The sequence below is a fragment of the Sterolibacterium denitrificans genome (assembly GCF_900174485.1).
GTDB classification, from domain to species: Bacteria; Pseudomonadota; Gammaproteobacteria; order Burkholderiales; family Rhodocyclaceae; genus Sterolibacterium; species Sterolibacterium denitrificans.
The window spans coordinates 2,206,805-2,224,637 of the sequence record NZ_LT837803.1; the positions used below are offsets into that span (position 1 = coordinate 2,206,805).

The following is a 17,833-nucleotide window of genomic DNA, read 5'->3' on the forward strand; positions in this document are numbered from 1 at the left end:
GGTTGCCAAGTCCCAATTCAAGAGCCATGCGCAGCGGAAAAACGCCGAACAAGCGCCGAACAGCCCCGATCCATGGCCGGCCGGCAGAAAAGATCTGCCCATGCCGGCTTCATCGGCAGTGGGCCACGTCAAAGTTCGAGATACACGCGACCCGCATCAATCCTGACCGCGATGCAGGGCACCTGGCCGACATCGGGAGCCACGGCCTGCCCATCCGTCAGGCCGATGTTCATGCCATGCAGGGGACAAGTGACGCGACGGCCATGCACGATGCCCTGCGACAGCGGCCCACCCTTGTGCGGGCAGCGATCATGCATGGCGAACACCTCGTCCTCGGCCGTGCGGAACACGGCGATGTCGGGCCCAGAGGTCTTGACGACGCGGCTGCCCAAACGCGGGATTTCGTCCAGCGCGCAGACCAGTTTCCATTCCTTCATGCTGTTCTCCCCATACTCTCCCTATGCCTTGGCGATGTCGATGATCTCGTACTGGCGGCGCAGCGGCTGCGCCGGCGCCTGATCGACGGCCTTTTTCCACGGGTCTTCGTAGCCCCGCAGCGCGTCGAGCAGGCGCGCGCCGAGTTCCTTGCGCCGCACGGCATCCTCGACGACGTTCTTCTTCACATGATCGAGGCCGACGCGCTGGACGTAATGCACGGTGCGGTCGAGATACCAGGCTTCCTCGCGGTAGAGCTGGAGGAAGGCGGCCGTGTATTCGAGCACGTCCTCACGTGTCCCGACCTTGCAGAGAAACTCGGCGACTTCGGTCTTGATGCCGCCGTTGCCCGCGACGTAGATCTCCCAGCCGGATTCGACGCCGATCACGCCGACGTCCTTGATGCCGGCCTCGGCGCAGTTGCGCGGACAGCCGGAGACCGCCAGCTTGACCTTGTGCGGGCTCCACATGCCGAACAGCATTTCTTCGAGGTCGATGCCCATCCGCGTCGAATTCTGCGTGCCGAAGCGACAGAACTCTGCACCGACGCAGGTCTTCACCGTGCGGATGCTCTTGCCGTAGGCATGGCCGCTCGGCATGCCGAGATCCTTCCACACCTTGGGCAGGTCTTCCTTCCTCACGCCGAGCAGGTCGATGCGCTGGCCGCCGGTGAGCTTGAGCATCGGTACCGCGTACTTCTCGGCGACGTCGGCGATGCGCCGCAGTTCGGCCGGCGTGGTGACGCCGCCGAGCATGCGCGGCACAACCGAGTAGGTGCCGTCCTTCTGGATGTTGGCATGGCCGCGTTCGTTGACGAAGCGCGACTGCGGATCGTCCTCGGCCTCGTGCGGCCAGGTCGAGATCAGGTAGTAGTTGAGCGCCGGGCGGCAGGTCGCGCAGCCGTCGGGCGTGCGCCATTCGAGGAAGTGCATGGCCTGCGGAATCGACAGCAGCCTGTGCTCGCGGATCGCCTGGCGCACTTCGGCGTGACTGCGCTCGGTGCAGGCGCAGAGCGGCCTGGTCTTGCTGTCGGCCGGCGCGTAGGCGCCGCCGATGGTCGAGGCGAGAATCTGTTCGACCAGGCCCGTGCAGGAACCGCAGGAGCTGGAGGCCTTGGTGTGCTTGCGCACTTCGTCGAGGGTGAACAAGCCCTGCTCCTTGATCGCCTTGACGATGCTGCCCTTGCAGACGCCGTTGCAGCCGCAGACCTCGGCGCTGTCGGGCAGCGCCGCCGCCTTGTTCTGCCCGGCATGGCCGGCGTCGCCGCCGTGACGGTTGCCGGCGCCACCGAACATCAGGTGATCGCGAATCTCACGGATGTTCTGGCCGTCGCGCAGCATCTGGAAGTACCAGGCGCCGTCGCTGGTATCGCCGTAGAGCACGCCGCCGACCAGCCTGTCGTCCTTCACCACCAGCTTCTTGTAGACGCCACCGGCCGGATCGTGCAGGACGATTTCCTCGAAGCCTTCACCCGCGTCGCCGCCGCCGAAATTGCCGGCCGAGAACACGTCGATGCCGGTCACCTTGAGCTTGGTCGAGGTCACCGAGCCGGCATAGCGGCCGATGCCGAACCGGGCGAGGTGGTTGGCGCAGACCTTGGCCTGCTCGAACAGCGGCGCCACCAATCCATAGGCGGTTCCGCGATGGTTGGCGCATTCGCCGACGGCGTAGATGCGCGGGTCGTAAGTCTGCATGGTGTCGTTAACGACGATGCCGCGATTGCAGTGGATGCCGGCGGATTCGGCAATCCCGGTATTCGGGCGGATGCCGACCGCCATGACGACGAGATCCGCCGTCACTTCCTCGCCATCCTCGAAGCGCACGGCGGCGACGCGGTCATCCGGGCCGGCGACGAGTTCGCAGGTGCGCCTGCCGAGGAAGAATTCGAGGCCCTTGTCCTCAAGCGACCGCTGCAGCATGCTTGCGGCGGTTTCGTCGAGCTGGCGATCCATGATCCAGTCCGCGATATGCACCACGCCGACCGCCATGCCGCGCAGCTTGAGTCCGTTGGCCGCTTCCAGGCCGAGCAGGCCGGCCCCGATGACGACCGCCCGGCTACCGTGTTCGGCGGCGGCGATCATCGCATCGGTATCCGCGATGTCGCGATAGGCGATGACGCCAGGCAGATCCTTGCCGGGAATCGGCAGCATGAAGGGATGCGAGCCGGTCGCCAGCAACAGCCGGTCGTAGGTCTCTTCGGTACCATCTTCGGCCACCACCTTGCATGCGCGCCGGTCGATCCTGACGACCTTCTTGTTCAGATGCAGGCGGATGCGGTTGTCGCGATACCAGTCGAGATCGTTGAGCACGATGTCCTGCAGCGTCATCTCGCCGGCCAGCACCGGCGAGAGCAGGATGCGGTTGTAATTCGGATGCGGTTCGGCGCCGAACACGACGACATCGTAAAGATCCGGCGCGAGCCTGAGCAGTTCTTCCAGCGTGCGGCAACCGGCCATGCCGTTGCCGACGAGAACCAGCTTGAGTTTTTTCATGCCTGCCCCTCGATTGCAAATGAGCCCGAAGACTCTTCAGCAATCGCCGTGCCAGGAGGCTGGACTGGCCTGCACTCAACGGTTTCGATGGATTCGCATGGCATCGACCCCACCCATGCGGTGCGTCCGCGAGCAGACTGCCCCATGAAGGTGCAGCGCAGCGATTGCCGCACGGCGGCGCGCATTGACCCCCACTCGCCCCCATGATCTACTGCCAGCGTCCCCTTCGCAGAGCTCAGGAAACGACATGGACAGGCCTTGCGACCTGCTGATCATCGGTGGCGGCATCAACGGTGCGGCCATTGCCCGCGATGCCGCCGGGCGCGGTCTGTCCGTCTGTCTGGTCGAGCAGGGCGACATCGCCGGAGCAACGTCTTCGGCCAGCAGCAAGATGATCCATGGCGGCCTGCGCTACCTGGAACATTACGAATTCCGCCTGGTGGCCGAAGCGCTGGCCGAGCGCGAAGTGATGCTGAAGATCGCGCCTCACCTGGCGCGCCCGCTCGCCATCGTCATGCCGCACGTGAAGCGGCAACGCCCGGCCTGGATGATCCGTCTGGGGCTGCTGCTCTATGACAACCTGGGACGCCTGCGCCACGACGCGCCACGCACCACGCTGCCTGCCTCCAGTACCGTCGACCTGCGCCGCGCGCCCTTTGCCGGTCTGCTGCATGCGGTGCATGGCAAGGGATTCGTCTATTCCGACGTCATCGATGACGACGCGCGCCTGACCCTGGCCACCGCGCGCTCGGCCGCCGGCCTCGGCGCCGTGATTCGCACCCGCACCCGCTGCCTCGCCGCCCACCGCGACGGCACATGCTGGCGCATCCAACTGGAACATCACGGCCAGCGCAGTGAAGCCGCTGCCCGCGCCGTGGTCAATGCGGCCGGCCCCTGGGTGAGCGCAGTGCTTGCCGCCTGCCTGCCGCAACGGCAACCGCCGCAGCACGGCAGCCACCGGCCAGCGGTCCAGCTCATCAAGGGCAGCCACATCGTCGTGCCGCGCCTGTATGCGGGCGATCACGGCTGGCTGCTGCAGAACGACGATCATCGCGTCGTCTTCGTGCTGCCCTTCGAGGAGGATTACAGCCTGATCGGCACCACCGAAATAAAACTCGAACGCAGCGATGCCGATACCGTCGCCGCTCTCGACGCCCCGCCAACCGCCTCGGCCGGGGAAATCGACTATCTCTGCCGTGCCGTCGGCCGTTTTTTCCGCCAGGCGCCGCAGCCGGCCGATGTCGTCTGGAGCTATGCCGGGCTGCGCCCGCTGTTCGATGACGGCCACGGCGATCCGGCGGCGGTGACCCGCGATTACACCTTCCTGCTGGACGCCCCGCCAGACGCCGCGCCCCTGCTCTCCATCTTCGGCGGCAAGCTGACCACCCATCGGCGCCTGGCCGAAGCCGCCCTCACCCGGCTTGCGCCCTGGTTCCCCGACATGGGCCGCGCCTGGACGGCCAGCCAGGCCCTGCCCGGCGGCGAGTTCGCCGATTTCACGCAACTGCTGGCCGAACTGCGGCGCAGCTATCCGGCGCTCCCGGCCGGCCTGTTGCAGCAGTTGGCGCGCCGTCATGGCAGCCTGACGGCCGCCGTGCTCGGCACAACCTGCGGCCCGGATGAACTCGGGCGCGATTTCGGCGGCGGACTGTTCGAGCGCGAAGTGGCCTGGTTCGTCACGCATGAATGGGCGCAAGACGCCGACGACGTCCTGTGGCGTCGCAGCAAGGCCGGATTGCGCATGCGCCCGGCCGAACGCGCCGCCTTTGCCGCCTGGTTTGCCGAACGCTACCCGGCGCCTGGGCTGGAAGCAAAGGAATAGGAATAAAGGAATAGAGGAGTCAACCGCGCATGAAGTCCTGCATCCTCGCCCTCGATCAGGGCACCACCAGCTCGCGCGCCATCCTGTTCGACGCCAGCGGCAGCATCCGCGGCATCGCCCAGCGCGAATTCCGCCAGCACTATCCGCAGCCGGGCTGGGTCGAGCACGATGCCGAGGAAATCTGGCACAGCCAGCTCGGCGTCGCCCGCGAAGTGCTGCAGAAAAATGCGCTCACGGCCGACGACATTGCCGCCATCGGCATCACCAACCAGCGTGAAACCACCGTGCTCTGGGAACGCAGCACGGGCCGGCCGCTGGCGCCAGCCATCGTCTGGCAGGACAGACGCACCGCCGATATCTGCGATGAACTGCGCAATGCCGGGCACGCGGCCCTGTTTCAGCAGAAAACCGGCCTGCTGCTGGATGCCTACTTTTCCGGCACGAAACTCAAGTGGCTGCTCGACAAGATTCCCGGCGCGCGCGAACGCGCCCGGCGCGGCGAGCTGGCCTTCGGCACCATCGACACCTGGCTGCTCTGGCAACTCACCGGCGGGCGCTGCCATCTCACCGACGTCTCGAACGCCTCGCGTACCCTGCTCTACAACCTGCACGACAAATGCTGGGATGAGGAGCTGCTGGCCCTGCTTGATATCCCGCGCGAACTGCTGCCGGCAGTGCGCGGCAACAGCGAAATCTACGGCATGACCGAAGCGCACTGGCTGGGCGCGGCCATCCCGCTGGCCGGCAGCGCCGGCGACCAGCAGGCCGCCACTTTCGGCCAGGTCTGCCTCAGCCCCGGCATGGCCAAAAACACTTACGGCACCGGCTGCTTCATGCTGCTCAACACCGGCAAGCAGCCGATGGCCTCGCGCCACCAGTTGCTGACCACGGTGGCCTGGCAACTCGGCGACCGGAGCGACAGCACCGAATACGCCCTCGAAGGCAGCGTCTTCATGGGCGGCGCGACCGTGCAATGGCTGCGCGACGGTCTGGGCATCATCCGACAATCGGATGAAATCGAAGCGCTCGCCGCCAGCGTGCCGGACAACGGTGGCGTGTACCTGGTCCCCGCCTTCACCGGCCTGGGCGCGCCGCACTGGCAGCCTCATGCGCGCGCCAGCCTGTTCGGCATGAGCCGCGGCACCACGCGCGCGCACATCGCCCGCGCCGCGCTGGAGGCGATTGCCTATCAAAGCGCCGACGTGCTTACCGCCATGCAGAACGATGCCGGCCTGCGCCTGCGCGAACTGCGCGTCGACGGCGGCGCCGCCCGCAACGACCTGCTGATGCAGTTCCAGGCCGACCTGCTCGATGTCGCCGTGGTGCGCCCCCACATCACCGAAACCACGGCGCTGGGCGCGGCCTATCTGGCCGGTCTGGCGGTCGGTTTCTGGCAGTCGGCGGATGAACTGAGCGCCCTGTGGCGGAGCGAGCGGCGTTTCGAGCCGGCGATGCCGCCCTCCCTGCGCGCCAGCCTGCTCGACCACTGGCGGGCCGCCGTGGCGCAAACCATCGCCTGGCAGCGACAGACCGGGGGTTGAGGCAAAGCAGCGCGCCCGGACACGCAAACATTCAAACAACCGTTCATTGTGCAGTGCACAGAAGGTGCTAGACTAAAAATCCAGTCCCGATCATTCAAGCCAGCAGATTTTGTCATCCACCCAATCCGAGGAGGCATCATGAAATCCGATCAACTCAGCGAATTGCAGCGCAAGAACCTGGAAACCTGCATGAAGCTGGCACAAATTTCCTTCGACAATTCGCAGCGTCTGGTTGCCCTGCAACTCGACATCATCAAAAAACTTTTCGAAGACGGCATCGAAAATGCCAAGGCCCAGACGGCCAGCAAGGATCCGCAGCAAGCCCTTGCCCTGCAGTCCCGCTACGCCCAGGACAGCACCCAGGCCGTCATGGATGCCACGCGCCAACTCAGCGAGCTGTACACGGCTTCCTGCGGTGAATGCGCCCAGTTGCTCAGCGAGCAGTACGCCAACGGCAACAAGGACATGATGGCCTCTTTCCAGTCGCTGTTCAGCACCCTGCCCGGCCAGAACACCAACCTCATGGAAAGCATGACGCAGGCGATGAACACCGTCTCGAATGCCTTCGAGCAATTCGCCAAGGCGGCAACCACCACTTTTGCCACCGAAGCCAAAACCTCCGCAGCATCGGCAACACCGGCAACGAAACGCCGCCACGCCTGAGACATAGGGTCTGAAAACGGCGGCTGCATCGCCGCCGCGCGGAACGCTCGCTGCCACCCTGCTCAGCCCCGCCAAGCGGGACTGAGCATTTTTTTCATCACCGTTCCCAGCGTGCCGCCGCGCGATCGTCCGTCTCGCGCGCATCGACCCAGCGCGCCGCTGCGGCGTCGCCCGCGCCGACTTCCTTTTTCCAGAACGGCGCGCGGGTCTTCAGATAATCCATGATGAATTCACAGGCGGCAAACGCCTCGCCGCGATGCGCGCTGGCGACCAGCACCAGCACGATGCCATCGCCCGGCGACAGCGGGCCGTAGCGATGGATCACCCGCACCCGCGCCAGTTGCCAGCGATCGTGCGCCGCGTTGACGATTTCTTCGAGCGCGCGTTCGGTCATGCCGGGGTAATGCTCCAGGGTCATGCCGCTGACCGCCGCATCCTCATTCACGTCGCGCACCAGACCGACGAAGCTGGCGATGGCGCCGATGCTCTGCTGATTGGCGCTCAGTGCCGCAATTTCAGCAGCGACATCGAAAGCTTCCCGTTGCACGCTGACCGACATTTCAGCCTCCGGTCACCGGCGGAAAAAAGGCGATCTCGTCACCATCGGCAATCGCCGCTTCAGCATCGGCCATTTTCTGGTTCACGGCAGCGCGCAGGCTTTGCGACTCGACCAGTTTGCGCCAGACGCCGCCGCGCCCGGCCAGATGTTCGCGCAAGGCGGCAAGGCTGGTCACGCCGGCGGGCAAGGCCAGTTCCTCGCCGCTGCTGTCCAGCGCTTCGCGCAAACTGGCGAAATAAAGAATTTTCAGAGCCATGGAGGAAACTCACCAAACGGGAAAGAGGAATTGCGGGTGCCGCGCAGCATGTTGGACAGCGTCCGGACGAATCAGTTTAGCAGTTCGAGCCGCAGCAGCTTCATGCCAGACCCACCTGTTCGAGAATGAAGGCGGCGATCGTTTCGCTGTCGTTGAGATCCAGCACCGGCAAGGGCACCTGCAGCAGCGCATCGGCGGCGATGGCGATGATGTTGGGGTTGTCCGGATACAGCAGCGCCTTGCCATTGGCCGGGCGATGCACTTCGATCTTCGGAATGGCCGTGTATTTGAAGCCCTCGACCAGCACCAGGTCGCAGGGCGCCATCAGCGACAGTTGATGTTCCAGCGACGGCTCCTCCTCGTCGCGCAGCTCGTGCATCAAGACCCAGCGCTGGTTCGAGACGAGAAAGACTTCCGTTGCACCGGCCTCGCGGTGGCGGTACGAATCCTTGCCCGGCCGGTCGAGATCGAAACCGTGGTGGGCATGCTTGACCAGCGAAACGCGCAACCCCTGCGCGACGAAGCGCGGGATCAGCCGCTCGATCAACGTTGTCTTGCCGGAATTGGAGTAACCGGCGAAACCGAATACTTTCATCGTCTCATTCCCAAATCAATGTGCGGCCTGCAACATACAGCTTGCAAGTAGCAACTCACATTACAACCCGCCCATCGCGGGCAAATCCTTGCACGGTACGGCCAGCACCGGCGCGAAACCGCCGCCCGGCGTGCGGAAATTGGTGGTCTGCCCCTGCCACAGGCGGGCAGCGACGAGCTGAACCTGGCCGTCATAAACGTAATTGCGCAAGTCGAGCTTGAGATTGGCCGGCACCCCGGCCACGCTCAACTGCCGCGACGAAGGGGGCGCCAGCGCCTGCGCCACATAGGCTTCCCCGCCATGCATGATCTGCTCGAAGACGCGCCGCGTCAGCTTGTCGCCACGATAGGCGGCCTTCGAGCCATAACCGCCTGCCGGCTTGAAAAACAACTGGCGGCGGCGTGCCCAGAGTGCATCGGCATGCGCGGCATCGACCTGCTCGGTACGCGGAATGCCGGCCGCCAGCAGCTCGCGCGTCGCGGCGGCAACGCCCCAGCGGGCGAGCAGTTCATCGTCACAAAGGGCGATCAGGTTGCGCTTGTCGGCATACAGCGCATGGCCATGCGGATGGGGCGTCAGCACGACGCCATCCGCCAGCCAGGCAGCCCGCAGCGCCGCATTGCCGGCCGCCTCCAGGGCGAAGTCGGTCAGGCGGTTGTAGACCAGGTCGATCGGCCTGCCCTCATGCCACAGCCGGCCCGCCCGCCATTCGAGTTCGCGCGGATCGCAGATCACCGCCTCCAGCCCGTGTCGCTCGAACAACTGGCGGAAGAGAATGAATTCCGGATAGAGATATTGCAGCGCCGGCGTTTCATCAACGATGGCGATGCTGCGCAACACCTCGCCGGGCCGCGAGATCCGCCATTCGGCAAGAAACATTTCCATGAACAACTGCTCCGGCGCAGCGCCCGCCACCCGGCCCGGCAGCAGCGTATCGACGCTGTCGCAACAGGCCCGGCGGGCGCGTGCCAGCAGGGCATTGAGCAGGCCGCCGCCGGCATTCGTATTGATCTCGATGAGCTGCGGCCAGCCGCCCGGCGCGGCGGGCAAATGGAAATCGTAACCGAGGAAAACGCCATGCGCCCTGGGGACATGCCTTGCCGATTCGGGCGCATGGGCCAGCACATGCCCGGCATAGACCGGCAGCCTCACCACGCTCTCGACGGCAGCGATCAACGCCGCCATGCGCTGGATATTCTCCTCGCCGACGAATACCGTCGAATCCGAGAACAGATGCGGCCGATCCGTTTCTATCAACTGCGCCAGCAGCTCGCCATCGGGCGCATGCGCCAGCTCGCCGCGCAGCGCCTGGCGATCGAGAGAAACGCACTGGCAATCGAGATTCAGTCTTTCCGCCAGGGAATGGCAATCCTGCCTGCCGAAGCGCACAGGCTTCACCGTCGTCATGAGGCACCATCGCTGTTCCGCGCCGTGCCGAAAAAGGCTTCGACATCGGCGGCATCGCGGCTGCGCCGCATCGGCGGCAGGGATTGCCAGACGCGCCGACCATAGGGCTTGCCGACCAGGCGCGGATCGCAAATCATCAGCACGCCGCGATCGTTCTCGTCCCGGATCAGACGGCCGGCACCCTGCTTCATGCTGATCACGGTACGCGGCAACTGATATTCCATGAAGGGATTCTTGCCAGCCTTGCGCATCTGCTCGATGCGTGCGGCCAGCACCGGATCGTCGGGCGGCGCGAACGGCAGCTTGTCGATCACCACCAGCGAAAGCGCGGCGCCCCGCACATCCACGCCTTCCCAGAAACTCTGGCTGGCGATCAGCACGGCATTGCCGAGACGGCGGAAACGCTCCAGCAACTCCCCCTTGGCCCCGACGCCTTGCAGCAGCAGGGGAAACTCGATGCCGTCGCGCGCAAAACGCGCCTCCAGCGTTTCGTGGATGCGCCGCATGGCGCGCAATGAAGTGCACAGCACGAAAGCCCGCCCCCCGGCCGCGACGATGGCCGGATAGGCTGCCTCGACCACCGCCTCGGCGTAGTCCGGATGATTCGGATCGGGCATGCCGGTCGGCGCGTACAGCAAGGCATTGCCGGCATAATCGAAAGGACTCTCCCAGTAGCCGGTTGCCGCCGCGCCCAGGCCGAGTTCGCCGCAGTAGTGGGAGAAATCGCGCCCCACGGCGAGGGTTGCCGAAGTGAAGATCCACGCCCGCGGCTGGCCTTCGAGCTGGCGGCGAAAAATGTCGGCCACGTCGAGCGGCGTCAGATTGAGCGCCAGCGCATGGCTGAAGATCTCCACCCAGCGCACCTGGCCGGCATCTTCCGGTTTGCGCCAGTCTTTCAGGCGCTGATGCAGTTCCTCATTGCGCTGCAGACAACTGGCCAGCCCCTCGGAGCGCTCCGCCTGGGTTTGCAGATGCCGCGACAAGTCCTGCAGCATCTCATCGAGCACCTGCAAGGCTGCCTGGAACGCCCGGTTGTCGGCCAACTGCGCAACCGGCAGACGCGCATTTTCCTGCGGCACGGCAAGGCGCAGGTCGCGCGCCGCCTTTTCCAGCGCCCGGGCGGCATCCTGCAACGGCGGATAATCCTTGGCCGCGGCGACGGCTTCGAGGCGCACATCGCGCGCCAGATCGACGAGCTGACCGCTGCCCAGGCTGCTGCCGAAGAACATGCCGGCGACTTCCGGCAACTGATGCGCTTCGTCGAAGATCACCGTATTGCAGGCGGGCAGCAACTCGCCGGCACCTTCGTCGCGCAGCATCACATCGGCAAAGAACAAGTGATGATTGATCACCACAATGTCGGCAGCCAGCGCCTCGCGACGCGCGGCCAGGACGAAGCATTCAGCATGATGCGGACATTCCTGGCCGAGGCAGTTTTCGCGCGTCGACGTCGCCGCCGCCCAGGCGCCGGAATCCTCGGGCACCGCGGCCAGACGCCCCTTGTCGCCGGTTTTGCTGGTCTTGGCGAAACGCGCAATGCTGCGGATGTGCCCCGCTTCCTCGCGCGACTGGAAACGCCCATCGGCAATGGCGCGTTCGAGATGGTAATGGCAGACATAATTGGCGCGCCCCTTGAGCAGCGCAATGCTGGCCGGCACGCCCAGCGCCTCGCGCACGGCGGGCAGATCGCGCTCGAACAACTGATCCTGCAGCGTCTTGGTTCCCGTCGAGATGATGACCTTGCCGCCGGAAAGCAGTGCCGGCACCAGATAGGCGAAAGTCTTGCCCGTACCCGTGCCGGCTTCGGCCACCAGCACGCTGTCGTCGCGTATTGCGGCGGCAATCCGCAGCGCCATTTCCAGTTGTTGCGGACGCGCCCGATAACCGCCGATCGCCTGCGATAGCTTGCCATCCGCGGCAAAGGCGGCGGCAACGGCGGGGAACTTGGCAACGACGTCGGCAACGTCGCTGGTGGCGGACAAATCGGACATGATGGCGCTTGGAGCAGAACCGGCGATGTTATCACGGCGCGCCGGGGCGCCATGTACACATGTGCCATGCGCCATGTGCCGAGCGCCACGCCGCCCGCCCGGCCGCACCGGAGGCGCGGGCGCGATGCCCGGACGCTCTAGCCGTAGCGATCCGTGCGCGGCATGCCGGCCACCGCGTGGCCATAGCGGTAATCCGCCAGTGGCCGCGCTCCGCCCGGCGCCCGCTCGGTTGCGGCAAGCTGCGCCGCGATCCCGGCATCGGCGTCGGTGTCGGCATCGGTGTCAGCGTCGGCAGATTCAGTGCCGGCGCGCTGCCGGACCTCCTGCAGCATCTCGGCCTCGGCCAGCGAACGATCGTCTGCCGCCTCCTGGATGCGCGTCGGCAAACCCATCTCGTCCAGCAATGCCAGCAAAGGCTGCGGCGGCAGTTCTTCGACATTCACCATCCGCCGCGCATCCCAGATGCCGCGGGCGATCAGGATGGCTGCCGCCACGGCCGGCACGCCCGCCGTATAGGAAATCGCCTGGCTGCCGACTTCACGGTAGCACTCGGCATGATCGCAGACGTTGTAGATGAAGATTTCGCGCGGCTGGCCGTCCTTCATGCCGCGCACCCGGTCGCCGATGCAGGTCAACCCCTGGTAGTCCGGCGCCAGTGAAGCCGGATCGGGCAGCAGCGCCTTGATTACGTGCAGCGGCACCACCTCCCGTCCATCCTGCAGACGAACCGCCCGTTCGGACAGCAGGCCGAGCTTGTTGAGCACGGTGAACACATTGATGTAGTGGTCTGAAAAACCCATCCAGAAACGGAGATCCGGCACGTCCAGGTGGCGCGACAGCGAGTGCAGCTCGTCATGCCCGGTGAGATAGGTGGTTTGCCTGCCGACAGCCGGCAGATCCCACTCGGCGCGTTGCTCGAACATCCTGCTCGCGGTCCACTGGCGGTTCTGCCAGGACCAGACCGTGCCGGTGAACTCGCGGAAGTTGATCTCCGGATCGAAGTTGGTGGCGAAATAGCGGCCATGCGAACCGGCATTGGTATCGATGATGTCGATGGAATCGATGCGGTCGAAGAACACGTCCTGCGCCAGGCGGGCATAGGCATTCACCACGCCGGGATCGAAGCCGATCCCCAGGATGGCGGTCACGCCAGCGGCGGCGCATTCGTTGCGCCGCTTCCACTCATGGTTGGCATACCACGGCGGCGTCTCGCAGACCTTCGCCGGATCCTCGTGGATGGCCGTGTCGATATAGGCCGCGCCGGTTTCGATGCAGGCGGAGAGCACCGCCATGTTGAGAAAGGACGAACCCGCCTGGATCACGATGCGCGCGCCCGTGGCGCGTATCAGCGCCGCCGTCGCCGGCACATCCAGCGCGTTCAGGGCATGCGCCTGGATGACACCCGGCTGTTGCAGACTGCGTTTGGCAATCACCGATTCGACGATGCCATGGCATTTTTCCAACGTCCGCGAGGCGACGTGAATCTCGCCCAGCAGCGCATTGTTCTGCGCGCATTTGTGGGCCACCACATGGGCAACGCCGCCGGCACCGATGATGAGGATGTTCCTTTTCATGGCTGTTTGCTCCGTTCGCTAAGGAATCCTTTGCAGGAAAATGTTGAAGGCTCGGTCAGCCGAGGCTGGCCACATACTCCGGATAATCAAATTCGCGCACCACGCGCACCTGGCCGTCCAGCTCGCGGACGGCAATCGCCGGCATCCGGATGCCGTTGAACCAGTTCTTCTTGACCATGGTGTAACCCGCCGCATCCTGTATCGACAGACGCGCGCCGACTTCCAGCGGCGCGGGGAAGTCGTATTCGCCGAAGATGTCGCCGGCCAGGCAGGTCTTGCCGCAGATCATGTAACGATGAGGACCGGCATTCGGCTCGATGCGCGCCGGCTGCCGGTAGATCAGCAGATCCAGCATGTGGGCTTCGGTCGAGCTATCGACGATGGCCAGATGCTTGCCGTTGTAAAGCGTATCGAGCACCGTCACCTCCAGCGTGGCGCTCCCCTGCACCACCGCCTCGCCCGGCTCCAGATAGACCTGCACGCCGTGGCGTTCGGCAAAGCGGCGCAGGCGCTCGCCCAGTGCTTCCAGCGGATAGCCCGGCGCGGTGAAATGGATGCCGCCGCCCAGACTCACCCAGCTCACTTGCTGCAGCAGATGGCCGTAGCGTTCTTCCAGATGGGTCAGCAATTCATCGAAGCGCGCATAGTCGCGGTTCTCGCAATTGTTGTGGATCATGAAGCCGTCCAACTGCCCGATCACCGCCTCGATCCGCGTCGCGTCGGACTCGCCGAGGCGGCTGTAGGGACGCGCCGGATCGGCCAGGTCGAAGCCGGATGCGCTGATCTGCGGGTTCAGGCGCAGCCCGCGCGGGATGCCGGCCGCCTGACCGGCAAAGCGCTCGAGCTGGGAAATCGAGTTGAAGATGATCTTGTCGGCCTGGCCGACGGCTTCGGCAATCTCGTGATCCGCCCAGGCCACACTGTAGGCATGGGTCTCGCCGCCGAACTTCTCGCGCCCCAGCTTCAGCTCGAACAGCGATGAGGACGTCGTGCCATCGAGGTATTCGCACATCGAGTCGAACACCGGCCAGGTGGCGAAACACTTCAGCGCCAGCAGCAGGCGCGCCCCGGACAGCGCGCGCAGACGCGCCGCCTGCTGCAGATTGGCCTGCAGGGCGGCCTTGTCGATGAGGTAGCAGGGCGTCGGAGTCAGTATCGTCATCGTTCCTGAAATGCAGCGCTATCGGTTGACCCGCTGAAACGCGCGGAGGGTGAAAAGTGAAAGGTAAAGAGCAGATGGCTGCTGGAAAGCAACAAGCACACAAACGCAACCGCCAGAAACGGCTCGGCCGTCACGCAGAAGGCTGCAGCGCAGCAGTAAATCGCGGGAAGCAGCGCCGCCTGGATCAGGCCGGCGTTCGGCTATGGCACACCTGGTCCTGCATCGGATACAGGCGTATCGGCAACATGGCTCGGCGATGAGCGATATTGCGCGCGGACAGGCAGCGACGACGCGCAGACAGGCGCGTGTGCCGCATGCGGCGGCGGAAATGCTTTTCCTTTTGGGAGGTGTTCAGAGACACTGAGACAATCCCCAATTGGACGAGGGCGTCTTTATGCATGGCGACCTTTCCCAACCAGTAGATGGTTCTTTCGAGAACGCGAAAGAAGCGTGCATTCTAACGGGAAACCGCCACCAAGTGCGGCAAAAGATCGGCGGCTTCAGCGATGGGGCAAATCGGGCGGCGGCGGCAGCCGCCCGTTCACTCTTCCGCCAGCAACTTGATTCGATACAGCCGCTCCAGCGCTTCGCGCGGCGACAGGGCATCGGGATCCAGTTCGCGCAGGGCCTCGAGCGCCGGATGCGGCTCGGCTTCGGCGGGCGGCGCGGCCTGGGCGGCAGCGAACAGATCGGGCTGATGCGAATCGGCGCGCTGCGCGAGCTCGCGGTTTTCCAGCAGGCTCAAGTGGCGCTTCGCATCGCGAATCACGCCGCCGGGCATGCCCGCCAGCGCGGCCACCTGTATCCCGTAACTCTGGCTCGCCGGACCTTCCTCGACGGCGTGCAGAAAGACGATGCGGCTGCCGTGCTCGACGGCATCCAGATGCACGTTGATGCACTCCGGATGATCCTGCGCCAGGCGCGTCAACTCGAAATAGTGCGTCGAAAACAGGCTGAAGGCGCGGTTCTTCCCGATCAGGTGGCGGGCGATCGAATACGCCAGCGCCATGCCGTCGAAAGTCGACGTGCCGCGGCCGATTTCATCCATCAGCACCAGCGATTTATCGGTGGCGCCATGCAGGATCGCCGCCGCCTCGGTCATCTCGACCATGAAGGTCGAACGCCCCGAAGCCAGATCGTCGGAAGCGCCGATGCGCGTATAGATGGCATCGACCGGGCCAATGCACACGGCGCGCGCGGGAACGAAGCTGCCGCAATGGGCCAGCAGCACGATCAGCGCCACCTGGCGCATGTAGGTCGATTTGCCGCCCATGTTCGGCCCGGTCACCAGCAGCATGCGCCGCGTCGTGCCGAGCTGGGTGTCATTGGCGATGAAGTCATCGACCTGGGTTTCGACCACCGGATGCCGCCCGCCCTGGATGCCGATGCCCGGCGCGCTCTGGAATTCAGGCCGGCAGTAATCCAGGCGCCGCGCCGCATCGGCAAAGGCGTTGAGGCCATCGACAAGCGCCACGGCGCGGGCAATGCGCTGCAAGACGGGAACGTGCGCGGCAAGGCTGTCCAGCAGTGCTTCATAAAGCTGCTTTTCCAGCGCCAGCGCGCGCTCGTTGGCGGACAGCGCCTTGTCCTCGAAAGCCTTGAGCTCCGCGGTGATGTAGCGTTCGGCATTCTTCAGCGTCTGGCGCCGACGGTAGTCATCCGGTATTTTTTCCACATGCGCATGGCTGACTTCGATATAGAAGCCATGCACCCTGTTGAATTCGACCTTGAGGCTGCCGATGCCGGTCCGCGCTTTCTCGCGCGCTTCCAGCGCCAGCAGGAATTCGCCGCAGTTGTTCTGCAGACCGCGCAGCTCGTCGAGCCGCTCATCGTAGCCGTCGTTGATGACGCCGCCTTCGCGCAGCACGACGGAGGGTTCGGGACGGATCGCGCGCTGCAGCAGATCCAGCACATCCCCGGGCGTGGCCAGTTGCCGGCGGGCATCGAGCAACAGCGGCGCATTTGCCGCGGCCAGCGCCTCGCGCAGCCCGGCAAGCGCGGCCAGGCTGTCGCGCAGCGCGGAAAAATCGCGCGGCCGGGCGCTCTTGAGGGCAATGCGGGCGGTGATGCGCTCGATGTCGGACACCTGGCGCAAACCGTCGTGCAAGGCGTTGCTGTCACCTGCGCCGCCCCCGCTGCCCATTTCCAGCAGTTCGCCGACGGCCTCGTGGCGTGCCGCCGCCAGTTGCTGATCGGCCAGCGGATGATGCAGACAGTGACGCAGCCAGCGCGAGCCCATGCTGGTCGCACAGCCGTCGAGCAGCGAAAGCAGCGTCGGCGCCGGCTCGCCGCGCAGGGTTTCGCTGATTTCCAGATTGCGCCGGGTCGCCGCGTCCAGGCGCAGGTATTCGCCCGCCGTCTCGACCTTGAGCGCGGTGACATGCACCAGCGCCTGGCGCTGCGTGGCGTGAGCGTACTGGAACAACGCCCCGGCCGCGCCCAGGCCCAGCGCAAAACCCTCGCTGATGCCGGCATCTTCCGGCAGAAAGGCGGCCAGATCGCGCGTGCCGAAATGTTCGGCCAGCAGATGCGCGGCTGCCGCCGCATCGAAATGCCAGTCCGGCAAGCGGCGCACGGCCGCCCCGCGCGCATGCTCGAAACCGGTCGGTTCGCTGCGCAGCCCGTCCGGCATCAGCACCTCGGCCGGGTGCAGGCGCTCGAATTGCGCCGGCAGCGCATCGACGGCGCATTCGAGCGCGCGCAGCTCGCCGTTGGCGAGATTCAGCCAGGCCAACCCGGCGTGCTGGCGCTCGCAACACACGGCCAGCAGCAGACTTTCCGTCTTGTCGTCGAGCAGGGCCGCATCGGTCAGCGTGCCGGGCGTGACGATGCGCGTCACCGCCCGCTCCACCGGCCCTTTGCTGGCCGCCGGATCGCCGATCTGCTCGCAGATGGCCACCGACTCGCCGAGCCTCACCAGCCGCGCCAGATAGCCTTCCATCGCATGAAACGGCACGCCCGCCATCGGAATCGGCTGCCCGGCCGACTGGCCGCGCTTGGTCAGCGTGATGTCGAGCAGGCGCGCCGCTTTTTCGGCATCGGCAAAGAACAGCTCGTAGAAGTCCCCCATGCGGTAGAACAGCAGCATGTCCGGATGCCGGGCCTTGAGGCCGAGATACTGCTGCATCATCGGCGTGTGCTTGGCCTGCTCCATGCCGTCCTCGCCAGGTGGGCGCGTCGCCTTTTCCATGTGTCGGTCAATGTGCGTCGTGTCGAATCCGGCGATTTTAAGTGATTGCAGTTCCGGCGACAGTACCTTGATTTGCCGCAATGTGGCAGGCGAGCTGCGCTGCTACGCTTCGCAAGTACAATGTTTCATTTCCAAAGTATTTCCAA

General features: G+C 65.2%; 13 protein-coding genes. 3 read left to right on the forward strand and 10 right to left on the reverse strand.

Going from position 1 to position 17,833, the window contains the following annotated elements; all coding sequences use genetic code 11:
* Positions 1-128: 128 nt before the first annotated feature.
* Positions 129-437 carry a nitrite reductase small subunit NirD gene (gene nirD, locus SDENCHOL_RS10025; protein WP_154717106.1) on the reverse strand — a complete coding sequence of 103 codons (309 nt, stop codon included), beginning with the start codon at positions 435-437 and terminating at the stop codon, positions 129-131.
* Positions 438-458: 21 nt separating this feature from the next.
* The gene (gene nirB, locus SDENCHOL_RS10030) at positions 459-2,927 is read right to left on the reverse strand and encodes a nitrite reductase large subunit NirB (RefSeq protein WP_154717107.1); all 2,469 of its coding nucleotides are present in this window, start codon (positions 2,925-2,927) and stop codon (positions 459-461) included.
* Positions 2,928-3,174: 247 nt separating this feature from the next.
* Here nirB and glpD point away from each other — a divergent pair, with 247 nt between their 5' ends.
* From glpD to SDENCHOL_RS10045, 3 genes are all read left to right on the forward strand, one after another.
* Positions 3,175-4,749, forward strand: coding sequence for a glycerol-3-phosphate dehydrogenase (gene glpD, locus SDENCHOL_RS10035; protein WP_154717108.1), 1,575 nt, complete (start codon positions 3,175-3,177; stop codon positions 4,747-4,749).
* Between the two features lie 29 nt (positions 4,750-4,778).
* Complete coding sequence (gene glpK / locus SDENCHOL_RS10040; RefSeq protein WP_154717109.1) at positions 4,779-6,290, forward strand: glycerol kinase GlpK; 1,512 nt, start codon at positions 4,779-4,781, stop codon at positions 6,288-6,290.
* Positions 6,291-6,428: 138 nt separating this feature from the next.
* Complete coding sequence (locus SDENCHOL_RS10045) at positions 6,429-6,953, forward strand: phasin family protein (protein ID WP_154717110.1); 525 nt, start codon at positions 6,429-6,431, stop codon at positions 6,951-6,953.
* A gap of 97 nt (positions 6,954-7,050) precedes the next feature.
* Here SDENCHOL_RS10045 and moaE read toward each other — a convergent pair whose 3' ends face one another.
* The 8 genes from moaE to mutS form a co-directional block, all read right to left on the reverse strand.
* A complete protein-coding gene (gene moaE, locus SDENCHOL_RS10050) occupies positions 7,051-7,512 on the reverse strand; it encodes a molybdopterin synthase catalytic subunit MoaE (RefSeq protein ID WP_154717111.1) in 462 nt (153 codons plus the stop codon).
* 1 nt (position 7,513) lies between these two features.
* Positions 7,514-7,768: a molybdopterin converting factor subunit 1 gene (moaD, locus tag SDENCHOL_RS10055; RefSeq protein ID WP_154717112.1), complete on the reverse strand. Its 255-nt coding sequence runs from the start codon at positions 7,766-7,768 to the stop codon at positions 7,514-7,516.
* Positions 7,769-7,868: 100 nt separating this feature from the next.
* Positions 7,869-8,363 (reverse strand): molybdopterin-guanine dinucleotide biosynthesis protein B, encoded by a 495-nt coding sequence (gene mobB / locus SDENCHOL_RS10060; RefSeq protein WP_154717113.1) that lies wholly within the window; start codon positions 8,361-8,363, stop codon positions 7,869-7,871.
* Positions 8,364-8,423: 60 nt separating this feature from the next.
* Positions 8,424-9,770: a hypothetical protein gene (locus SDENCHOL_RS10065; protein ID WP_154717114.1), complete on the reverse strand. Its 1,347-nt coding sequence runs from the start codon at positions 9,768-9,770 to the stop codon at positions 8,424-8,426.
* Positions 9,767-11,761 (reverse strand): ATP-dependent DNA helicase, encoded by a 1,995-nt coding sequence (locus SDENCHOL_RS10070; RefSeq protein WP_154717115.1) that lies wholly within the window; start codon positions 11,759-11,761, stop codon positions 9,767-9,769. Before SDENCHOL_RS10070 ends, SDENCHOL_RS10065 begins: the two co-directional genes overlap by 4 nt.
* A 137-nt stretch (positions 11,762-11,898) precedes the next feature.
* Positions 11,899-13,335: a saccharopine dehydrogenase family protein gene (locus tag SDENCHOL_RS10075; RefSeq protein ID WP_154717116.1), complete on the reverse strand. Its 1,437-nt coding sequence runs from the start codon at positions 13,333-13,335 to the stop codon at positions 11,899-11,901.
* Positions 13,336-13,390: 55 nt separating this feature from the next.
* Positions 13,391-14,497: a carboxynorspermidine decarboxylase gene (locus SDENCHOL_RS10080; RefSeq protein ID WP_197706897.1), complete on the reverse strand. Its 1,107-nt coding sequence runs from the start codon at positions 14,495-14,497 to the stop codon at positions 13,391-13,393.
* Positions 14,498-15,038: 541 nt separating this feature from the next.
* Positions 15,039-17,687, reverse strand: coding sequence for a DNA mismatch repair protein MutS (mutS, locus tag SDENCHOL_RS10085; protein ID WP_172955055.1), 2,649 nt, complete (start codon positions 17,685-17,687; stop codon positions 15,039-15,041).
* Between the last annotated feature and the right edge of the window lie 146 nt (positions 17,688-17,833).

Coding starts and splice junctions, on each gene's coding strand:
- nirD (WP_154717106.1), bottom strand. CDS start 437: ATGAAGGAATGGAAACTGGTCTGCGCGCTGGACGAAATCCCGCGTTTG.
- nirB (WP_154717107.1), bottom strand. CDS start 2,927: ATGAAAAAACTCAAGCTGGTTCTCGTCGGCAACGGCATGGCCGGTTGC.
- glpD (WP_154717108.1), top strand. CDS start 3,175: ATGGACAGGCCTTGCGACCTGCTGATCATCGGTGGCGGCATCAACGGT.
- glpK (WP_154717109.1), top strand. CDS start 4,779: ATGAAGTCCTGCATCCTCGCCCTCGATCAGGGCACCACCAGCTCGCGC.
- SDENCHOL_RS10045 (WP_154717110.1), top strand. CDS start 6,429: ATGAAATCCGATCAACTCAGCGAATTGCAGCGCAAGAACCTGGAAACC.
- moaE (WP_154717111.1), bottom strand. CDS start 7,512: ATGTCGGTCAGCGTGCAACGGGAAGCTTTCGATGTCGCTGCTGAAATT.
- moaD (WP_154717112.1), bottom strand. CDS start 7,768: ATGGCTCTGAAAATTCTTTATTTCGCCAGTTTGCGCGAAGCGCTGGAC.
- mobB (WP_154717113.1), bottom strand. CDS start 8,363: ATGAAAGTATTCGGTTTCGCCGGTTACTCCAATTCCGGCAAGACAACG.
- SDENCHOL_RS10065 (WP_154717114.1), bottom strand. CDS start 9,770: ATGACGACGGTGAAGCCTGTGCGCTTCGGCAGGCAGGATTGCCATTCC.
- SDENCHOL_RS10070 (WP_154717115.1), bottom strand. CDS start 11,761: ATGTCCGATTTGTCCGCCACCAGCGACGTTGCCGACGTCGTTGCCAAG.
- SDENCHOL_RS10075 (WP_154717116.1), bottom strand. CDS start 13,335: ATGAAAAGGAACATCCTCATCATCGGTGCCGGCGGCGTTGCCCATGTG.
- SDENCHOL_RS10080 (WP_197706897.1), bottom strand. CDS start 14,497: ATGACGATACTGACTCCGACGCCCTGCTACCTCATCGACAAGGCCGCC.
- mutS (WP_172955055.1), bottom strand. CDS start 17,687: ATGGAAAAGGCGACGCGCCCACCTGGCGAGGACGGCATGGAGCAGGCC.